The 19,443-nt window shown below is 50.5% G+C and carries 15 protein-coding genes; 10 read left to right on the forward strand and 5 right to left on the reverse strand.

Features of this window, described 5'->3' with window-relative positions:
* The first annotated feature begins 1 nt into the window (after window position 1).
* The 4 genes from NZM05_05835 (at window position 2) to NZM05_05850 (ending at window position 2,707) form a co-directional block, all read left to right on the forward strand.
* Entirely contained in the window at window positions 2-253 is a 252-nt protein-coding gene (locus NZM05_05835) for a hypothetical protein (protein ID MCS7013136.1), read from the forward strand.
* A 65-nt stretch (window positions 254-318) separates the two neighbouring features.
* Window positions 319-876: an NADH-quinone oxidoreductase subunit I gene (locus NZM05_05840; protein ID MCS7013137.1), complete on the forward strand. Its 558-nt coding sequence runs from the start codon at window positions 319-321 to the stop codon at window positions 874-876.
* Between the two features lie 98 nt (window positions 877-974).
* Window positions 975-2,156, forward strand: a complete 1,182-nt coding sequence (gene sucC, locus NZM05_05845) for an ADP-forming succinate--CoA ligase subunit beta (protein ID MCS7013138.1) — start codon at window positions 975-977, stop codon at window positions 2,154-2,156.
* Between the two features lie 236 nt (window positions 2,157-2,392).
* Window positions 2,393-2,707, forward strand: coding sequence for a DUF3098 domain-containing protein (locus NZM05_05850; protein MCS7013139.1), 315 nt, complete (start codon window positions 2,393-2,395; stop codon window positions 2,705-2,707).
* Between the two features lie 68 nt (window positions 2,708-2,775).
* Here NZM05_05850 and ppdK read toward each other — a convergent pair whose 3' ends face one another.
* Both ppdK and NZM05_05860 read right to left on the reverse strand, forming a co-directional pair.
* On the reverse strand, window positions 2,776-5,643 hold the full coding sequence (ppdK, locus tag NZM05_05855) for a pyruvate, phosphate dikinase (GenBank protein MCS7013140.1): 2,868 nt from the start codon (window positions 5,641-5,643) through the stop codon (window positions 2,776-2,778).
* A 183-nt stretch (window positions 5,644-5,826) separates the two neighbouring features.
* A complete protein-coding gene (locus NZM05_05860) occupies window positions 5,827-7,350 on the reverse strand; it encodes a 6-phosphofructokinase (GenBank protein MCS7013141.1) in 1,524 nt (507 codons plus the stop codon).
* A gap of 330 nt (window positions 7,351-7,680) precedes the next feature.
* Here NZM05_05860 and NZM05_05865 point away from each other — a divergent pair, with 330 nt between their 5' ends.
* Both NZM05_05865 and NZM05_05870 read left to right on the forward strand, forming a co-directional pair.
* Window positions 7,681-8,562 (forward strand): OmpA family protein, encoded by an 882-nt coding sequence (locus tag NZM05_05865; protein ID MCS7013142.1) that lies wholly within the window; start codon window positions 7,681-7,683, stop codon window positions 8,560-8,562.
* Window positions 8,563-8,701: 139 nt separating this feature from the next.
* A complete protein-coding gene (locus NZM05_05870; protein ID MCS7013143.1) occupies window positions 8,702-9,619 on the forward strand; it encodes an EamA family transporter in 918 nt (305 codons plus the stop codon).
* Between the two features lie 86 nt (window positions 9,620-9,705).
* On the opposite strand, the gene folK is transcribed toward NZM05_05870, so the two are convergent.
* From folK to alaS, 3 genes are all read right to left on the reverse strand, one after another.
* Complete coding sequence (folK, locus tag NZM05_05875; GenBank protein ID MCS7013144.1) at window positions 9,706-10,209, reverse strand: 2-amino-4-hydroxy-6-hydroxymethyldihydropteridine diphosphokinase; 504 nt, start codon at window positions 10,207-10,209, stop codon at window positions 9,706-9,708.
* Window positions 10,209-11,537: an AAA family ATPase gene (locus NZM05_05880; GenBank protein MCS7013145.1), complete on the reverse strand. Its 1,329-nt coding sequence runs from the start codon at window positions 11,535-11,537 to the stop codon at window positions 10,209-10,211. The genes folK and NZM05_05880 overlap by 1 nt, the downstream gene beginning before the upstream one ends.
* A gap of 93 nt (window positions 11,538-11,630) precedes the next feature.
* Window positions 11,631-14,291: an alanine--tRNA ligase gene (alaS, locus tag NZM05_05885; protein ID MCS7013146.1), complete on the reverse strand. Its 2,661-nt coding sequence runs from the start codon at window positions 14,289-14,291 to the stop codon at window positions 11,631-11,633.
* Between the two features lie 194 nt (window positions 14,292-14,485).
* On the opposite strand from alaS, the gene recO reads away from it, so the two are divergent.
* From recO to NZM05_05905, 4 genes are all read left to right on the forward strand, one after another.
* A complete protein-coding gene (gene recO / locus NZM05_05890; GenBank protein MCS7013147.1) occupies window positions 14,486-15,274 on the forward strand; it encodes a DNA repair protein RecO in 789 nt (262 codons plus the stop codon).
* A gap of 93 nt (window positions 15,275-15,367) precedes the next feature.
* The gene (locus NZM05_05895; GenBank protein ID MCS7013148.1) at window positions 15,368-16,885 is read left to right on the forward strand and encodes a DegQ family serine endoprotease; all 1,518 of its coding nucleotides are present in this window, start codon (window positions 15,368-15,370) and stop codon (window positions 16,883-16,885) included.
* A 102-nt stretch (window positions 16,886-16,987) separates the two neighbouring features.
* Window positions 16,988-18,499, forward strand: a complete 1,512-nt coding sequence (locus NZM05_05900; GenBank protein MCS7013149.1) for an FAD-dependent oxidoreductase — start codon at window positions 16,988-16,990, stop codon at window positions 18,497-18,499.
* Between the two features lie 25 nt (window positions 18,500-18,524).
* Entirely contained in the window at window positions 18,525-19,421 is an 897-nt protein-coding gene (locus tag NZM05_05905) for a hypothetical protein (GenBank protein MCS7013150.1), read from the forward strand.
* The last annotated feature ends 22 nt before the right edge of the window (window positions 19,422-19,443 follow it).

The raw sequence follows: 19,443 nt of genomic DNA on the forward strand, positions 1-19,443 counted from the left end.
TATGAAAAAGTTACTGGCTGCGCTGGCTTTGCTGCTTGCCTTTGCAACGGTTGCCTCGGCTCAAGATGCCAAAGAAGCTCAAAAGAAAAGTGAGTGTGGCACGGCGACAGTTCAGATGACGCAAGATGCTAAGAAAGCCAAAGGGTCTTGTCCCAGTGCAGAATCGTGCTGCCCTGCGATGAAAGAAGCAAAAGTGACGGAAAAGCAAGCCAAGTCTGAGAAAGCAAAAGCATCTCGCAAGAAAACGGTGTGATGGGAGCGGAGAGAGGAAAGGTCTCTTTCTGCGTTGTGGTTTCAAACTGTTAGCCTTCAGGAGTTATGCAAACCAAGAACCCGCCCATTAAGCGCACAAAGCTCTCGCTGCTTGAGCGGCTTTACTTGCCTGAGATTCTCAAAGGAATGGCCTACACCTTCAGGCAGATGTTTCGCCCGAAGATGACGATGTCGTATCCAGAGGTCAAGTGGAAACCGCCAGCTGTATTTCGTGGTCGCCCTGTTTTAGTAGAGCGGGAGGATAAAACAGGTGAGCGCTGCGTAGCATGCGGGCTTTGCGCGCGTGTCTGTCCGCCCCTTGCGATTTCTATGCAAGCCAGCGAGACCGACCTGCCACAAGAGCGACGACCGATTACCTTCGAAATCAATATGCTGCGCTGCATCTACTGCGGCTATTGCGAGGAAGTCTGTCCAGAAGAGGCCATCGTAATGAGTGATGAGTATGACATTACCTACCACTCGCGTGAGAGCGCAATTTTGACCAAAGAGCAACTGCTGGTGCCGATGGAAAGGGTCAAAGCTCGATTAGAGTTTCTTAGGCAGTATAAAAACGCAGTGCGACGTGCTGAAGACCAAGTAGTCGGCGAAGAAGTGCAAAAATAAGCGTCTTAGTCGCTGCGCTGGCACGTTTGCATGCGCCGAAATGAGTGGTGACTGCAAACCGCCAGAGCCTTACTCTAAAATCTTCAAAAAACCCAACAATGAATATTCACGAGCATCAAGCCAAAGACATTTTGCGGCGCTACAATGTGCCAGTCCCCAAAGGCATGGTTGCCTTTACTGCAGAGGAAGCCAGAGCTGCTGCTGCACAGCTTTTGGCAGAGCAGGGTGGAGGGGTCGTGGTGGTTAAAGCGCAGATTCACGCAGGTGGGCGTGGCAAAGCAGGCGGCGTGAAAGTAGTGCGCAGCGCCGAAGAGGCATTTGAGATAGCGCAAAAAATGCTGGGAATGAAGCTCGTTACGCATCAAACGGGCCCAGCTGGCAAAGAGGTGCGTCGGCTGCTCATTGAACAAGGAGTCAACATCGCACGCGAACTTTATCTCGGCATCACGCTCGATCGCGCCGTGTCGAAAAATGTGTTGATGGTCTCTACCGAAGGGGGAATGGAAATCGAAGCGGTGGCGGAGCAGTCGCCTGAAAAAATCTTCAAGCAACATCTTCACCCGATGTTGGGTATCCAGCCCTATCAAGCCCGTGAAGCAGCTTTGTTCTTAGGCTTAGAGGGGGAGCAATTCAAAAACGCAGTGCAGTTCATTCTGGCACTGTGCCATGCTTACCAGCAAATTGATGCGTCGCTAGCAGAAATTAACCCGCTGGTTGTAACCAAAGAAGGTGCAGTGTTGGCGCTCGATGCCAAAATCAATTTGGACGACAATGCCCTTTTCCGCCACAAGGAATTTCTCGAGCTACGCGACATCACCGAAGAAGACCCACTCGAAGTCGAAGCCTCTGCCTCAAACTTGAATTATGTCAAGCTGGACGGCAACGTAGGCTGTATGGTCAACGGGGCAGGACTGGCGATGGCAACAATGGATATTATTCAACTGGCAGGCGGCAAGCCAGCAAATTTCCTCGATGTAGGGGGCACAGCTAGCGCAAAAACTGTCGAAGCAGGCTTCAAAATTATTCTGTCAGACCCAAACGTGCGTGCAATTTTAGTTAACATCTTCGGCGGCATCGTACGCTGCGACCGCGTGGCCGCAGGCATTATTGAAGCAGCAAAAAATCTCTCCATCAAGTATCCAGTGGTGGTGCGCTTGGAAGGCACGAATGCAGAGCTGGCTAAGGCAATGCTGAACGAATCAGGCTTAAACTTGATTCCAGCTGATGGCTTTAAGAACGCAGCGGAAAAAGTGCGTGCTGCGTTGCAGTCAGTGAGCTAAGGAAAGCCTGCCACTTGCGCTTGCCTTTGCCAAAGCCCCGCAGAGCTATCCAGAATGTGGGAGGCTTGCAAAAAGCAGCAAGTGTGTTACCCGCTTGAAAGGCATAAAAACGCAGTTGAAGTTAGAAGCCCCTCCAAAAAACGCAGCCCTATGAGCGCCAAGTGTTTTGTTCTTTCAAAAAAATTGTGTAGTCTCCGCCACGCTTATTTCAACAACGCTTCACAACACATCTCAAAATGTCCAAGACACTGACCGCTGCCGAAAAAAAACGCGACAAAGAGAGAAAGACAGGTCGCACTGCAGGCAAAAAGGCAACGCTCTCGCTCTCAATGCCGCTGCGCAAAGAAAATTACCTCTACATTGCAATTGGCGTCGCTGTAATCATCTTCAGCTATGTGCTGATGGCGATTGACAATAGCGTCGATGGCTTCATTTCGCTCACGCTTTGCCCGATTCTGCTGATTGCAGCGTATGCGTGGATTGTCTTTGCGATTCTCTATCAGCAAAAGTCTGAGGCGGAAGAGACTGTTGAAGCGCCGAATACCAATTAAGTGGCAAGGCGTCTCTGCTCACCGAGTAAGCGGAGACGCCACCGACAAGTTGATGTGCAAAGCAAAGGTTACTTCCTTAGTGCAGCGCGTGCAGCAGCCAGCCGTGCAATCGGAATGCGGAACGGGCTGCAGGAGACATAATCAAAGCCTAAGCGATGGCAGAACTCAACGGAACTCGGCTCACCGCCATGCTCACCACAAATACCAACTTTTAGCTTAGGCTTGGCACGGCGACCTTCTTCGGTTGCGATTTGCATCAGCCGCCCAACGCCAATTTGGTCAATCGCTTCAAAGGGGTCTCTGGGGTAAATTTCTTTTTCCACATACATCGGAAGGAAACGTCCTGAATCATCCCGGCTAACCCCCAGAGTCATTTGCGTAAGGTCGTTAGTGCCAAAGCTGAAGAAATCCGCCGTTTCAGCAATTTGTGCAGCTGTCAGTGCTGCACGGGGCACTTCAATCATTGTGCCAACAAGGTATTCAATCTTGACGCCCTTTTCGGCAAAAACTTTCTGAGCGACATCGTGGATAATTTGAGCTTGCATCTGCAGCTCTTTGGCATCGCCCACCAGCGGAATCATAATCTCGGGGAAGACTTTGATGCCGTCTTTGTGTGCATTGCAAGCAGCTTCCAGAATAGCGCGTGCTTGCATTTCTGTAATTTCAGGATAAATGATACCCAAGCGGCAACCGCGAAAGCCCAGCATAGGGTTCATTTCCATCAGTGATTGAATGCGCTGACGCACTTCTTCGTAAGGCAGATGCAATTTCTCAGCCAGCTCGCGTTGCTCGGCTTCAGTGTGCGGCAAAAATTCGTGCAGGGGCGGGTCAAGTAGGCGAATGGTCGTGGGATGTCCGTCCATCACCTTGAAAATGCCATAGAAGTCGACACGCTGATAGGGCATAATGTTTTTAAGAGCGGCACGGCGTTCTTCGGGCGTATTAGCTAAAATCATTCGGCGCACTTCGGTGATGCGGTCACCGCCGAAGAACATATGCTCTGTGCGGCAAAGTCCAATACCCTCTGCGCCAAAGGCAATAGCATGGCGGGCTTGGTCGGGCTGGTCTGCATTGGCACGAATGCGCAGCTTGCGATACTTATCTGCCCACTGCATCAGGCGTTCGTACATCTGGTAAATGGCTGAGTCCTCAGGCTTCAAAGTTTTGCTGAAGAGCACCTGCAAGACTTCAGAGGGCTTGGTTTCAACTTCACCTTCAATGACTTCACCTGTAGAGCCATCAATGGAGATATAGTCGCCTTCTTTGATGAGGAAATCTTTGCCCTTGACCTTCATTCGGGCTTGCTCATAATTGATTTCTAAGTCTTCGCAACCAGCAACACAGACCTTGCCCATTTGCCGAGCAACCAGTGCGGCGTGTGAAGTCATACCGCCACGTGCTGTTAAAATGCCTTCGGCAGCATTCATTCCGCGAATATCTTCAGGGGAAGTTTCAATACGCACCAAAATAACGCGCTCACCGCGCGCTTTGGCAGCTTCAGCATCTGCCGCATTGAAATACACTCTGCCGCAAGCAGCGCCGGGACCTGCATTTAAGCCCTTTGCCATCAAGCGATGTTTCTCAATGGCTTCACGTTTTTGCTTCGGGTCAAAAATCGGGCGCAGAAGTTGGTTAAGCTGCTCAGGCTCAATGCGCAAAAGGGCTTCCTTTTCGCTGATGAGCCGCTCATCTTTCATATCTAATGCAATTTTGATAGCCGCAAGTCCTGTGCGTTTTCCAACTCGGCACTGCAGCATATAGAGCTTGCCTTGCTCAATCGTAAATTCAATATCCATCATATCCTTGTAGTGTCGCTCGAGGATTTTGCGGATTTTTTCAAGCTGCGCATACACATCGGGATTTTGGCGCTGCAGTTCCGAAATTTTGAGCGGCGTGCGAATACCTGCGACAACATCTTCACCTTGTGCGTTCATCAGGTATTCCCCGTAGAAGACATTTTCACCAGTGGCAGGGTCGCGTGTGAACGCAACACCTGTGCCAGAAGTATCACCCATATTGCCAAACACCATTGCTTGCACATTGCACGCAGTGCCCCACCAAGAAGGAATGTTGTTGAGCTTGCGATAGACAATTGCACGCTCATTGTTCCAGCTCTCAAAGACCGCACCGATAGCGCCTCGCAGTTGCTCGAAGGGGTCACTGGGAAACTCTTTCCTAGTGCGCTCCTTGATGAGACGCTTAAACTGCTGCACCAGCTCCTTGAGGTCTTGGGCACTAAGTTCAATATCCTGCGAAACGCCCCGCTCACGCTTTTTCTGCTCAATGATGGCTTCAAAGGGGTCAATCTCTTTCTTGTCTTGTGGTTTCAAGCCAAGCACGACATCACCATACATCTGCACAAAGCGGCGGTAGCAATCAAATGCAAAACGTGGATTGCCGGTGAGCTTTGCAAGACCTTCAACGGTCTCATCGTTTAAGCCTAAGTTCAAAATCGTGTCCATCATGCCAGGCATAGAGGCGCGGGCACCTGAGCGCACCGAGACCAAGAGCGGATTTTTGGCATCACCAAACTTTTTACCCGTGAGCTTCTCTAACTTTGCCAAAGCGGCAGGTAGCTCTTTCTCAAAAAGACCTTTGGGGTAAGTGCGACCGTTGTCGTAGTAGTATGTGCAAACTTCAGTGGTAATAGTAAAGCCGGGCGGCACAGGCAAGCCGATGTTCGTCATTTCAGCAAGGTTAGCGCCTTTCCCGCCTAATAAATCCTTCATTGCCGCATCACCTTCAGCTTTGCCGCCACCAAAGAAGTAGATATACTTTTTGGATTTGCTTTTGGATTTGCTGGACTGAGTCGGTGTGGTATGGCGTGATGCGGTGGTGGCTTTTCCATTCTTTTGTTGCTGTCCATTCGCTACAGCTTTCAGAGATGACTGAGAAGCAGAAACTGCTTTGGCAGTGGATTTGGCTTTCGCTGGCATACTTACAAAGCTAATGTGTTGAGAAAATGCTAACGGGAGCGAAGCAAGTTACGCAAATTGCTTCGACTCGGCAAGCATTTCTCACAAAGGGCTAGCAAAGAAAGTATGCGAATCGCTGGGCACACGCTGAGCCGTTGCGTCAAGCTGCGCTCACGGAAAGAGCGGCGCGCCGCAACGAAGCGCTCAGCCTCTCGAGTTAGCTTCAAGACTATGCACACCACCGATGCGGTTAGCTAGTGCGGCAAGGTCGGAGTCGACAGAGTTTTCAGTACGAATTTCCGAGAAAGGAATAGCATACTCCTTATCGGCTAAGACGGCAGGCATCATTTGCGTTTCACCAGCGCGGATAAGTTCAGCAAGTTTGCGTGCCATTCGCTGTGCCAGTGTGATGTCCATATTGTTGGGCTTTGCCCCGCGAATATCACGTGAAAATGCCTCGCAGACGATTCGCTGCTCGGTTTTGAGACCAGCCGCCAGAAGTTCGTCGCGGAAGTATTCAGCCGCATTTTGTTTGATACCTTTTGCTTTGCGCTCTTCAGCCTTGTAGCCTTCGGCGACAACAATCACGGTCGACTGGCGAGGGCCGATAAGTTCAGCCAACTTCTTCATATCAAAATTAGACTGTGGCAAGACCGCTAAATGTGCACCAGCACCTAAGCAAGAGTGAAGCGCATGGTAGCCGCCTGCAGCGCCCATCATTTCAATGATGTAGCAGCGATGGTGGGTGCGGGCATCAGCCATATAGCAGCGAATTTTCTCGGCGCCGACTTCGACACCAGTATGCTGCCCAATGCATTCCGTGCCCGATACATCGCTATCAATCGTAACAGGAATAAAGAAGACCTGCACCGTCGGAGGAAGCTGTTTGGCTAAGGCATAAGTGCCAGCAAAAGTGCCATTGCCACCAATGCCGACCAAGACTTTAACTTTGCGCCGTAAGATTTCTTCCACTGCTTTGGCTTGAATTTCAGGTTTCTTGAAGTCGCTGTAGCGCTCAGTGCGAAAGTCAGCACCACGAGCTTCGCGCAAAGGGGGTGAAAAGATGACGCCCGGAATGCGCTCTAACTCGTGATAGAGTTTCGGGCTATAGACCAGCCGCCGATAGTCCTCCGTGCGTCCCTTGACAAGTGAGATAAAGCCTTCTTTTGCCACAAACACGCGCCGCTTGTCATGCTCCAAATACTCCGTGATAAAAGCCGTAACGGGATTATAGCCCGGTGCACAGCCACCATCTTGCACCAAGAGCACATCTAACTCGCGATACATAGCTTCTTCCTCGCTCATAGGGTTGGTGAGCATTCTGGCAAATTCCATACAAATCTTGCCGTAGATGCGAGGACTCAAGCAGTCAGGATTTTCCAAGCGTCGGCGGTCAATGACTAAAACGGTCGAGGGTTCAACCGCAAATGCAGAGCCACTTCTGGGCATATCATTCACCATTGCCGAACGGCCGCAAACCTCACCTGCTTCGAAGAAACGAATAACGTGTCCCAACTTTTCAAACGAGAGCTTGCCAGATTCAATGATGTAAGCTTCGGAGCCATGGTCGCCCTGCGAAAAGACGCACTCACCGGCTTCAAAGTGCTGACGCCAGAGCAGATGAGCAACCGCACGCAGCTCATCAGTAGTAAGCCGCTCAAAAGGCGAGACTTTTCCCAAGAACTCAATGACGTCATCAGGAGAGTAATTTTGAAGGACTTTGGGCATAGTGCGACAGCATTTGAGTTGGAAAAACTTCGCGGCAGCACAAAGATACGGATATTTTCGATAATGCGATTCGTCGCTAAGCAGCCTTAACGCCAGAGTAGTTCAATGTGGCACCACTTCTACTGCAGCTGCTTACAAGATGTGCGATAAAGGTCGGTGGAGTGGAATAGCCTAATCGCTGCCTATTTGCGGTCGCGTGCATAGATTGTGCAATCGCAAGGTAGAAACGGAGCTGTGATGCAGCGCACGAGGGTGCGACAACGGCTTTCCTGAGAGTTGCGCAGAAGGTATTTTTGCACGCATTTCTGTAACGAAACCTTCTCATCATCTATGAAACAACGTTCATTGTTGCCCGCTGCGTGGCTAATTCTGCTGACCTTGCTAAGTGCTTGCGGTGTCTCAAAAGAAACGGTGGATGCCTTAGAGCGCGATAAAAAGCGAATGGAAGATTCGCTTACGACTGCTATCAAGTCCCTCCAAGCTGAAAATGAAGCACTGCGGCGCGACACAGCCACTCTACATACTCAGCTGGCTGAAGCAAAGCAGCGCGAAAAGAAGTTGCAAGAAGAAGCACAGAGAAATCTGGCTGACCTCGAAAAGCGGGCTACTGCACTAGAAAAGCAGCTTGCTCTACGCGATGCCAAACTCTCTCGCCTGCAAGAAGCGCTGCGCGCTGCACTCCTTAGCTTCAAGGATAGTGGCTTAGATGTTTATGTCAAGGGTGACAATGTCTATGTCTCGCTGTCCAACAAACTGCTCTTTCCGCTCGGTAGCACAGCTATCGACGAAAAAGGTAAAAAAGCCTTGGACAAGCTTGCTGCAGTGCTAAATGAAAATCCAGACATCAACATTCAGGTCGAGGGACACACTGACACCACGCCGATTACAAAGCTGGAAAACGTCAAAGATAACTGGGACCTTAGCGTGCTGCGCGCTACGGAGGTCGTGCGATATCTGACGCAGGAAGGCAAAGTAAATCCAAAGCGCATCGTGGCAGCAGGTCGTGGTGAGTATTACCCAGTGGATGCACGCAATACACCAGAAGCAAAAGCGAAAAATCGCCGCATTGAGATTGTGCTGACGCCTGACCTCTCCGAGCTAATACAGCTGGCGAAGGCAAGCGACGGCGCAGCCATAACAAAAGGCAAAGCTGCAAAAGCCGCAAAAGGCAGCAAGAAAGCAAAAGCCAAAGGCAAAAAGAAAGGTAAATAGGTGGCAAGGAACAAGTTGCACATTATTCCCGAAGAGCTAAGCGTGTTACACCGTCTGCGCGTGCATAGCGCAGTAGAGAGGGGCACCAATTGAACGCCACTTAGGTGCACGAATGTTTATGGAGTAACTTTGCTGTGCTATGCGGTCCTTGACGCGCACCGAGCCGAATCCCGTTCTTCTCGTTTTAGCCTTTCTGGCGGTCTACTTCATTTGGGGTTCGACCTACCTTGCAATTCGCTTTGCGATTGAGACCATTCCACCCTTCTTGATGGGAGGGATTCGTTTTCTGACAGCAGGTTTGCTCCTCTACGGAGTGCTGCGTATTCGGCAAGAACCTGCACCGACGTGGGCACAGTGGCGGAGTGCAGCGATTCTGGGCACACTAATGCTGTTCATTGGCAATGGCTGTGTGGTCTGGGCAGAGCAGCATATTTCCTCAAGCCTTGCAGCATTGCTGATTACGACAGAACCAATTTGGATTGTATTACTGCAGTGGCTTGCGATGGGTGGAGAGATGCCGAATCCCAGTATTTGGCTTGGGGTCTTAATGGGCACAGTTGGTGTGATGTTGCTCGTAGGAGAAGGGCTATTTTCCCAAGCTCTGCAGGTAGATTATGCAGGCATTGTTGCTGTAGTGGCGGCTACGCTGGCGTGGGCAATCGGGTCGCTTTACATCACGCGAGCGGAAATGCCCGATTCGCCTTTGCAAGCAACCTCAATGCAAATGCTGGTAGGCGGTGCACTGCAGCTCACATTAGGCACACTGCGCGGCGAATGGGCATTATTCTCACCTGAGAAAATCAGTGCGATGTCGTGGCTCTCGCTGGGCTACCTTGTTGTGTTCGGCTCAATTGTGGCATACACCGCATACAACTGGCTGGCGCGCGTAGCCCCACCAAGCCGCGTGGCAACATATGCCTACATCAATCCAGTAATTGCCGTGTTTTTAGGGTGGCTCATTGGGCGCGAAACGCTGACTGGGCAAATGCTCGTAGCAGCTGCGCTGATGATTTTAGCGGTGTTTGTGATTACAACCCACACACACCGCTCTCACTAAAGTTCCGCATTCATCTCTCCGCGTTCAATTTGTACAAGCTGTGGCCCAGTGTGGTGCTGCAATCATATCGCCAAATACACCCAAGTTCAGCAGCAAAGCAGTGTGTAATCAGTTGGCACAATGTCGGAAGAATCAAGGGTCTCGGAAAGCAGCGCTGAAATGGGTTTCTTAGCAAGCGGGTGAATCGGGTTAGCAAGCTCCAAGAGCGGCACAAGTGCAAACTTTCGGAAGGGGAGCGCAGGATGTGGAATCGTAAGCGTAGGTTCATCTATAACTAAATCGTCATAGAGTAAAATATCAAGGTCAATAAGGCGTGCTGACCAGCGTTCATAGTGCTCGGGGCGACCTAAGCGGCGCTCAATTGATTTCAGTTGCTGCAGCAAAGCAAGTGGTTCTAAGGCTGTCTGAATAGAGGCAACGGCGTTTAGAAAAGGGGGCTGGTGAGGCATGCCCCAAGGTGGCGTCTCATAGATGCGTGAGACACCAAGCACCGTAGTGTGTGGCACTGCGTTCAGCGCCGATGCCGCTGCACGTAGCTGGCTGAGCCGCTCACCTAAGTTTGCACCTAAGCCAATAAATGCAACAGGCATTAGCGTTTTACAAACTCAATCTGGCGGTCTTTAAGTACCACTTCAACCGTATCGCCTTCGGAAATTTCGCCCTTCAGGATGCGTTCTGCCAGTGCATTAGTGATGTACTTTTGCATCACGCGCTTTAGAGGACGAGCACCAAAGCTCGGGTCATAGCCTAATTGCCCAAGCCAATCTTTTGCCTCAGGAGAGAGTTTTAAAGTGATGTTTTGCTTCTTGGCGGTCTCGGCAATGCGCTGGAACTGGATGTCAACAATTGCTGCAATTTCATCGCGCGTGAGGGGCGCAAAAACAATCACTTCGTCAATTCGGTTAAGGAACTCAGGGCGCATTTTCTTGCGCAAAAGCTCAAATAGCTCGACGCGCAAGCGAGAAAGGATTTCCTCGCGATTGCTGTCGTTGAGCAGTTGCATCTGGTCTTGAATAAGGTGCGCCCCCAAGTTGCTGGTCATAATGATGATGGTGTTTTTGAAATTGACCACATGCCCTTTATTGTCCGTGAGCCGCCCATCGTCTAAGACTTGGAGCAAAATGTTAAAGACATCAGGGTGCGCTTTTTCAATCTCGTCCAGAAGGATAACCGAGAACGGGCGGCGACGCACAGCCTCCGTGAGCTGACCGCCTTCTTCATAGCCGACATAGCCGGGCGGCGCACCAATCAGCCGACTGACGCTATGCGCTTCCATATACTCCGACATATCAATGCGAATGAGCGCATTTTCGTCGTTGAAGAGGTATTCTGCAAGGCTGCGTGCCAGCTCAGTTTTGCCCACGCCCGTAGTGCCAAGAAAAATAAACGAGCCAATCGGACGGCGTTCATCGCTGAGTCCAGCACGGGCGCGTCGCACGGCTTCGCTAATTGCACGAATCGCATCGTTCTGACCCACTACGCGCTTATGCAGCTCTTCTTCCATCCGCAAGAGTTTCTGGCGCTCTGACTGCAACATTTTTGCCACAGGAATGCCCGTCCACTTCGAGACCACCTCTGCAATTTCCTCTGCACCAATTTCTTCCTTCATCATCGCACCGTTGCGCTGCATCTCTTCCATTTTTCGTTTAGCCTCATCGAGCTGCTTTTGCAGCGTAACAATTCTGCCATACCGAATTTCAGCGACCTTGCCAAAATCGCCCTGTCGCTCATACTCTTCGGCTTGCACCTTTGCTTGCTCAATCTCTTCCTTTAGCTGGCGAATGCGCATAATGACTTCTTTCTCAGCCTGCCACTTGGCTTGAATGCGAGCTTGTTCCTCACGCAAATTCGCAAGTTCCTTTTCAATCTCAGCAAGCCGCTGCTCGACTTCATGTTGCAATGCTTCTTTAACTGCCATAGCAAGAAAGTTTAGGTTTGAAAAACAAGTGTGCAACGCAAAGATACCGACTATTTTACAAAGAGAGCATTCGTTGCACGGAATCTACGAGCACTAATTCAATTGTGCAGCAATTAAATCTTTGAACTTTGCCATGGCGTCGGGCAGTTTGGCTGGGTTTTTACCGCCAGCTGTAGCAAGCTGCGGTCGTCCGCCACCGCCGCCTTCCACGATTTTGGCTACATCTCCAATGAGCTTGCCAGCGTGCAACTTCTTTTGCTGCACAAGGTCATCGGAGACCACTGCAACCAGCGAGACTTTGCCGTCAATCACTGTGCCTAAGAGGGCTGCGCCTCGCTTCAATTTCTGACGCGCCATTTCCGCAATGCCTTGCAATTCATCAACACTTTGCACCCAATCAATCTGGCGGGTAACGACATCGACGTCGGAGATTTGTTCAGACGCCTCGAGAATGTCATTGAGCTTAAACTGTGCTGTCTCCAAACGCAATTTTTCAATCTGCTTCTCAAGGGTGCGTTTTTCTTCTAAGAGCTTGCGCACGCGCTCAATCGCTTCGCTCTCAGAGGGTGCATTAAGCAGTTGCTTCAAGGTGTGGAGTTGAGCAAACTCGGTGCGAAACAGTTCCTCAGCTGCTTTGCCTGTTACGGCTTCAATGCGGCGCACACCAGAAGCAATAGACGACTCACTAACGATTTTGAAAATCCCAATTTGACCAATGTTGTCCAGATGTGTGCCGCCGCAAAATTCAATAGAAAAGTCAGGGATTTCAAGCACACGCACGCGCTCACCGTACTTGTCACCGAAAAACGCCAGAGCGCCCATTCGCTTGGCTTCGTCAAATGGAATGTCTACGTGCTTAATTGTGGCTTTGGCTGTGCGGATTTGTTCATTGACCAAGCGTTCAATCGCAGCCAGTTGTTCATCGCTTACTTTTTCAAAGTGGCTAAAGTCAAAACGAAGGCGCTCAGGCGTAACCAGCGAGCCTTTTTGCTGCACATGTTCGCCTAAAACCTTGCGCAGCGCAGCATGCAGAAGGTGAGTGGCAGTGTGATTAACCATGGTCGCAAAGCGCCGCTCAGCATCAACCTCTGCACTTAGCTCTTCAGGCAAGTTTGTCAGGTCGAACTCACTGGGAAGAATGGTCTGGCCCGTGAGCTTGTCTCGAATCTCGCCGATGATATGCACAATTTTTTCACCCTCTTTTTGCGTATCGCGCACGGTGAAGCAGTATTGCGGCGAATCCAAGATGCCTTGGTCGCCAACCTGCCCACCTGCTTCAGCATAAAAAGGCGTCTGGTCTAAAACAAGGTGTAGTGCATCATGGGTTTTGCGAGCCAGTCGAACTTTTGAGATGGTTCGGAGCGTCGTATAGCCCTTAAAGAGCGAATCTTCGCCAGCTGACAGCTCTACCCATACTAAGCTACCTGCTTCAGCAGACTGAACTTTCTTTTTGCGGTCTTGACGGGCACGCTCTTTTTGTGCCTGCATAGCCATCTCAAAGCCTGCTTCATCAACGCGAAGACCAATTTCTGCAGCCATCAAGCGTGTAAGGTCAAGTGGGAAGCCGTAGGTATCGTAGAGCTTGAAAGCATCTTCACCTGAGATAACTTTCGTGCCTTCTGCTTTTTTAGCCATCTCGCTAAAGATTTCCATTCCTCGGTCAAGCGTAGCAAGAAAGCCTTCTTCTTCGGCGCGCAAAATTTGCTGAATAGCTGCTTGACGCTCTGCCAGCTCTGGAAAGACATCTCCCATTGTATGCACCAGCGTGGGCACAAGCTTATGAAGAACTGGCTCAGTTTGACCAAGTTTTCTGGCATAGCGCACTGCGCGGCGCAAAATACGGCGCAGCACATAGCCACGTCCTTCGTTGGAAGGCGTTGCCCCGTCGGCAATTGCGAAGGAGAGAGTGCGAATGTGGTCAGCGAGCACGCGCATGGCAATGTCGGTCTCACTATCCAGCTTCGCCGTGTAAGTGTAGCCAGTCAGGTCTGAGATTTTTTGCAAAAGCGGCGCAAAAATATCGGAGTCGTAGTTTGAAGTCTTGCCTTGAAGCACAGCCACGATGCGCTCAAAGCCCATTCCCGTGTCAATGTGCTTAGCAGGTAGGGGCTCGAGTTCGCCTTGACTGGTGCGGTTAAACTGAATGAACACCAAGTTCCAAATTTCAATAACCTGCGGTGAGCCAGCATTAACCAGTTTGCCGCCACTCTTATCGGGCGTCAGGTCAATATGAATTTCGGAGCAAGGACCGCACGGACCCGTTTCGCCCATTTCCCAGAAATTATCCTTCTTGCCGTGCCGCTGAATGTGTGAAGGGTCAATGTCTGTAACATGTCGCCACAGCTCAAAGGCTTCATCGTCGTCGTGAAAGACGGTGGCGTAGAGGCGGTCTTTTGGCAATCCCCAAACTTTGGTGAGCAATTCCCACGCCCACTCAATAGCCTCTTTTTTGTAGTAATCGCCAAACGACCAATTGCCAAGCATCTCGAAGAAAGTGTGGTGGTAAGTGTCTTTGCCCACATCTTCTAAGTCGTTATGCTTGCCAGAGGCACGAATGCACTTTTGTGTATTGGCTGCACGCTTATAGGGACGCGTGCCAGTGCCCAAAAAGACGTCTTTAAACTGGTTCATTCCTGCATTGGTAAAAAGTAGCGTTGGATCATCGGCAGGAATGACAGGTGCAGAGCGCACGATTTCGTGCTGCTTAGATTTGAAAAAATCCAGAAACGATTGCCTTATTTCTCGTGATGTCATACTATTTGCAAGTTGAAAGTGTGAATATACGGACAAACCGCTATTTCGTTAGCAGCCGAATTGAAAGGTGTCCTAAGTGATGCTAACAAGTTTTCAGCTACCAAGAAGGGTAGAGTAGAAAGCAGGTGTTTGGCGGTGTAGCAATCCACAAACCTGCTGCGTAACTTGCGTGTGGAGCAAAACACGGAGGTCAGATGTCCATCATCAAAAAATGCGAAGCGATTGTGCTACGCTCGACGAACTATCAAGACACGTCTAAGATTCTCACGCTCTACACAAAAGAATTTGGCAAACTCTCGGCGATTGCAAAGGGCTGCCGCAGTCCGCAGAGCAAGTATGCATCTGCTTTCGAGCTTGGCTCACATATTTCGCTAGTGCTCTACAAGAAATCCACCCGAGAGGTGCAAAATATCTCTGATGCAAGTGTAAAGACCCCATTTCTGCGCATTCCCTCTTCGCTGGAGCGAGTGGGCGTGATGATGGAGATTTTAGAGCTGGTGCGACTCACCACTGAAGAAGAAGATGCACAGCCCAAAATTTTTAACCTGCTCTTGGAAAGCTTGCGGGCAGTGGATTCGCTGCAGAAAAATGTGCGCACTGTGCTTTTCTACTTTCAGGCGCACCTTATTGCACTCTTAGGCTTTCAACCACGCTTTGGTGTATGCGTGATTTCATCGAAAAATCTCTTCTCAGCACTCCAAAGTGCTTCAGATAAGCAGCTATGGCTTTTGCCGGAATACGGAGGTGTGGCGCTACGCGTAGAAGCCGAGCGTTTGGGACTAAGTGGCAAACCCATTTCAGTGCAAGCTCTGCGCTGGATTCAACGGCTCTTGGAATCACAACTGCGAGAGGTAGAAAATTTGCATCTTCAGCCTGCGCTGTACAGTGAGGTCTCTGATGTCTTTGATGCTTATTTTCGCTACCACATTGAAGATTTGCCACCGCTGCGCAGTCGGGAAGTTTTTAATGCTTTAATGCGTTAGTAAATTAAACTTTCGGAAAATCACATTCGTAGAGAAAAGCGCTCTTTAGAAATCAACTAACCACTCTAACATCACAAGCTGCAGGAGAGGTCTATGAATCGGAACACACTCTTGACCGCTATCGGACTCATTTTTATTGGTATTGTGATTGGGGTGCTGGGCATTACAGGCTTGCAGATGACCGACAATATCGCAGCACAGCAGCAGAGCAAAAGCCTTGCGCTAGGTAACCCGACCTACACGCCGAGAGAATCTATGCAAGCGATGCGCGCGGTCAATCAAGCCTTTATTGATGTGGCAAGCGTTGCAAAGCCGGCCGTGGTCAGCATTTATGTGGAAGCGATTGCCAAGTCAGATGAAAAATCCGAAGAGGGTGGCGAGACAATGCCAGACGATATGTTTCACTTCTTCTTTCGCCAGCAACCGCGCGGACTGTTCCCGATGCGTGGTTCAGGCTCGGGTGTGATTATCTCCTCCGACGGCTATATCCTCACCAATCACCACGTGGTGAATGCAGCCTCTAATTCGGGCACGATTCGCGTCGTGTTAGATGATAAGCGTGAGTTTCGTGCGAAGTTTGTAGGCAGCGACCCCCTTACCGACATTGCTCTCGTAAAAATTGATGCAAAGGATTTACCCGTTATGCCATTTGGCGATTCTGACGAGGTAAAAATCGGTGAATGGGTGATTGCAATTGGTAATCCTTTCCAGCTATCCTCGACGGTTACAGCAGGCATTGTAAGCGCAATCGGACGTGGCAACCTGCGCGTAATTGAAGGTAGCTACAGCGTAGAGAGCTTCATTCAAACCGATGCGGCAATCAATCCCGGCAATTCAGGTGGAGCACTGGTCAACATTGAGGGCAAGCTGATTGGTATCAATACCGCGATTGCAACGCGCAATGGTGGCTACCAAGGCTATGGGTTTGCTGTGCCAATTAACCTTGCGCGGGCTGTTGCTGAAGACCTTATCAAGTATGGCAAAGTCCTGCGCGGCTACATTGGCGTGCAAATTCAAAGCATTGATGCGACCACGGCTAAAGCTCTGAAGTTGCCAAAGCCAGAAGGGGCATGGGTGCAGTCGCTTGTGCCAGACGGAGCAGCAAAGTCAGCGGGTATTCAGGAAGGTGATGTCATCATTGCGATTGATGGCAAACCAGTGCGTGAGACCAACGACTTGCAAGCATATGTGGCACGTAAGCACCCCGGCGACCGTGTCGTCGTCAAAGTCTGGCGCGATGGCAAGGAGATTGACATTCCAGTCGTGCTCAAAGCGCGTGATGAAAAATCGGAGTTAGCCGCACGCAACCCTGAACCAGAGCCTGCAAAGCAGCTTGGACTGGAAGTCAAAGACCTCACAGACGCTGACAAAAAGCGCTATGAAGTTGACTACGGCGTGCGTGTCTCGTCTGTGGATTTGTTTGGACAAGCACATGAGCGCGGCATTCAAAAAGATGATGTGATTTTGGAGGTCAATCGACGGAAAATCAATTCAGCAAAGGAATTCAAAGAAGCGCTGGCTAACGTCAAAGAAGGTGAGGCGGTTTTATTGCGCATTCGCCGCCGCGATAAATCCACGGCTTTTGTCGCAGTAGAGATGGGTAAAAAGTAAGCCTGCCCCCTGCATCTTCTCAAGAAGAGCATACCAGCACGGTGTGCTCTTCTGAGAAATGAAAAGAACTGTGTCAAAAAAACCAACGCTTCTCATCTTTGAATGTCGCTCTCCGCTGATGTAATTATTGTTGGAGCAGGTATTGGTGGGCTGACCGTTGCAGCGCTCCTGCAACACGCTGGGCTTCAAACACTCACATTTGAGCAACACACCACTGCAGGGGGCAGTGCCTCGCTCTTTCGCAAAAAGGGCTATACCTTCGATGCAGGGGCGTCAATGTTCTATGGCTTCGGTTCAAATGAGGAAAGTGGCACGCTGAATTTGCACACGCGCATTTTTAATCGCTTAGGCATTTCGCTCAAGACCATTCCCGACCCCGTTCAAATTCACTACCACTTGCCTAATGGTTTTGAAGTAGCGACGCACTACGACCGTGAACGATTCCTATCTGAGCTAATTGCGCGTTTTCCACACGAAGCCAAAGGCATTCGCGCCTTTTACGATGAGCTGGAGAAAGTCTTTCAGATCATTAGCACCTTTCCAGCAGGTTCACTGGAAGACCCTTTGCACCTTTTGCGCCTTGCGGCGAGGTATCCCAGAAAAGTGTTGCGGTTGGCATACTATACGACGCAATCCATGGGGAGTGTGGCACGGCGCTATCTGAGAAATGAAGAGCTGCTGCGCTTCATTGACATTGAATGTGAGTCGTGGGCACTGCAAGATGCCAGTGCAACACCTTTTGTCAATGCAGGCATTTGCCTTGCTGACCGTCATCATGGCGGGATTCGCTACCCTGTAGGTAGCTCCGGTGCAATTGCCAAAGCACTGGTCGAGGGAATTCGTAAGTTTGGCGGCGAAGTGCGCTTCGCTACGCCCGTAGAGGAAATTCTGCTGAAAGAGGGTAGGGCAATTGGCGTGCGACTTCAAAATGGTGAGATACATTATGCAGCAGCCGTGGTCAGTAACGCTACAATTTGGGACACCTTCGGAAACTTGGTTAAAGACCCACGCTACCGTGTTGATGAATCCAAGTTTGAAATTTCCCCCAGTTGGTTTCAACTGCACTTGGGCGTTGATGCACGCATTTTCCCAGAGGGCTTCCACGTGCATCACATCATCGTAGAGGATTGGCAGAAATATCGCGAGCTGGGCGGCACGATTCGGCTCTCAGCGCCGTCGCTGCTGGACAAAACTTGCGCTCCTGAAGGCAAGCACGTGCTGCATGCGTTTGTAACCAGCCAAGCTAATAGTTGGCGGAAACGATATCCGAAAGATGAGCAGTATGAAGCCGAGAAAGCACGACAAGCCGAACAGTTGATTCGGCGCATTGAGCGCATTTTGCCTGGTCTTTCAAGCGCAATTGAGCTGCAGTATGTGGCAACGCCGCTGACACACAAGCGCTACTTGCGTCGGCATTTGGGGTCATATGGTCCTCTGCTCAAAAAAGGGCAAATCGTTCTGCAACGCCCGCAAAATTCAACGCCAGTGAAAAATCTCTATGCGGTCGGTGATAGCTGCTTTCCCGGACAAGGAGTAATTGCAGTAACCTATTCAGGTGTGGCGTGCGCACACCTGATATGCAAAAAATTCGGTAAAAAGTTTGAGTATCTTTAGAAGAGCGCTCTTGACCCATTCAAAATTGGCTGCCAGACGCAACAAGCTGCCTCGTTACATCACTTCAGTGCTGCGCATCGTCGCATCGGTCATATTGGCTGCATTGCTGGTCTCACTCGCCCAAGCCCAACCGTATTCACTGGTCAATACCCCTGTGCGGCAAGTAACACTGGAAACCAGCTACGGTTTTGCAACCAGTAGCTTGCCAGAATTTGAGCGCCCGATTGCCACCACATTGCACATAGAAGCAATGGTTGGCGTCAAGCGCTACCTTTTTTCGCCGCATAGCGACATGCTGGTCGATTACGCACACCCGCACTTTTTTCTCAGCTACTACATTGTGCTGCCCACCTCACCTGAGTCAGGCGTAGGCAGTGGCGTGGCAACGCTCAATCTCTTTCGAGGTGGGTTTGGCATTCGTGATGGCATTGGCTATCGCTTAGAACAAATTGCCGTTACGCCAAGCATTAGTAGCGCGATGCTCCTTGCACAGCCGCGTTTTTCACGATTGCCAGCAGACCCTGATAGCGCAGCCGCAGCAAACCGGTTTAGTAGCAATTGGCTCTTCGGCACAGCAACAGCAGCAGGAATTGATTTGCAAGTGGGAACATTCTTTGCGCTAAACTGCTACTACGACTGGACACTTGTTTTCCCGCGTTTTGTGCCGCTGCAATTCTTAGGCAGCCACCTTTTGCAATGGGGCTTGCAAATTGGCGCAGGCTACTTCATCGATGCGGTGTTTGGCAAGTTCCCAGCGCTCTTGCCAGTGGCGCATTTTCTGATCAAAAATGCAATTAACTATGTGCTCTACGCATTGCGCACAAGAGCCATGCATTTCCCATTCCACAGCGAGCCGCCACTGAGCGTGCAGACTTTCAAGCTCGGCATTTCTTTCTTTATCGGTCCAAAAATTTTAGACTGAGCAGTTGACACCGCCAAAGCAC

This window comes from Chloroherpetonaceae bacterium, assembly GCA_025056565.1.
Lineage (GTDB): Bacteria > Bacteroidota > Chlorobiia > Chlorobiales > Thermochlorobacteraceae > Thermochlorobacter.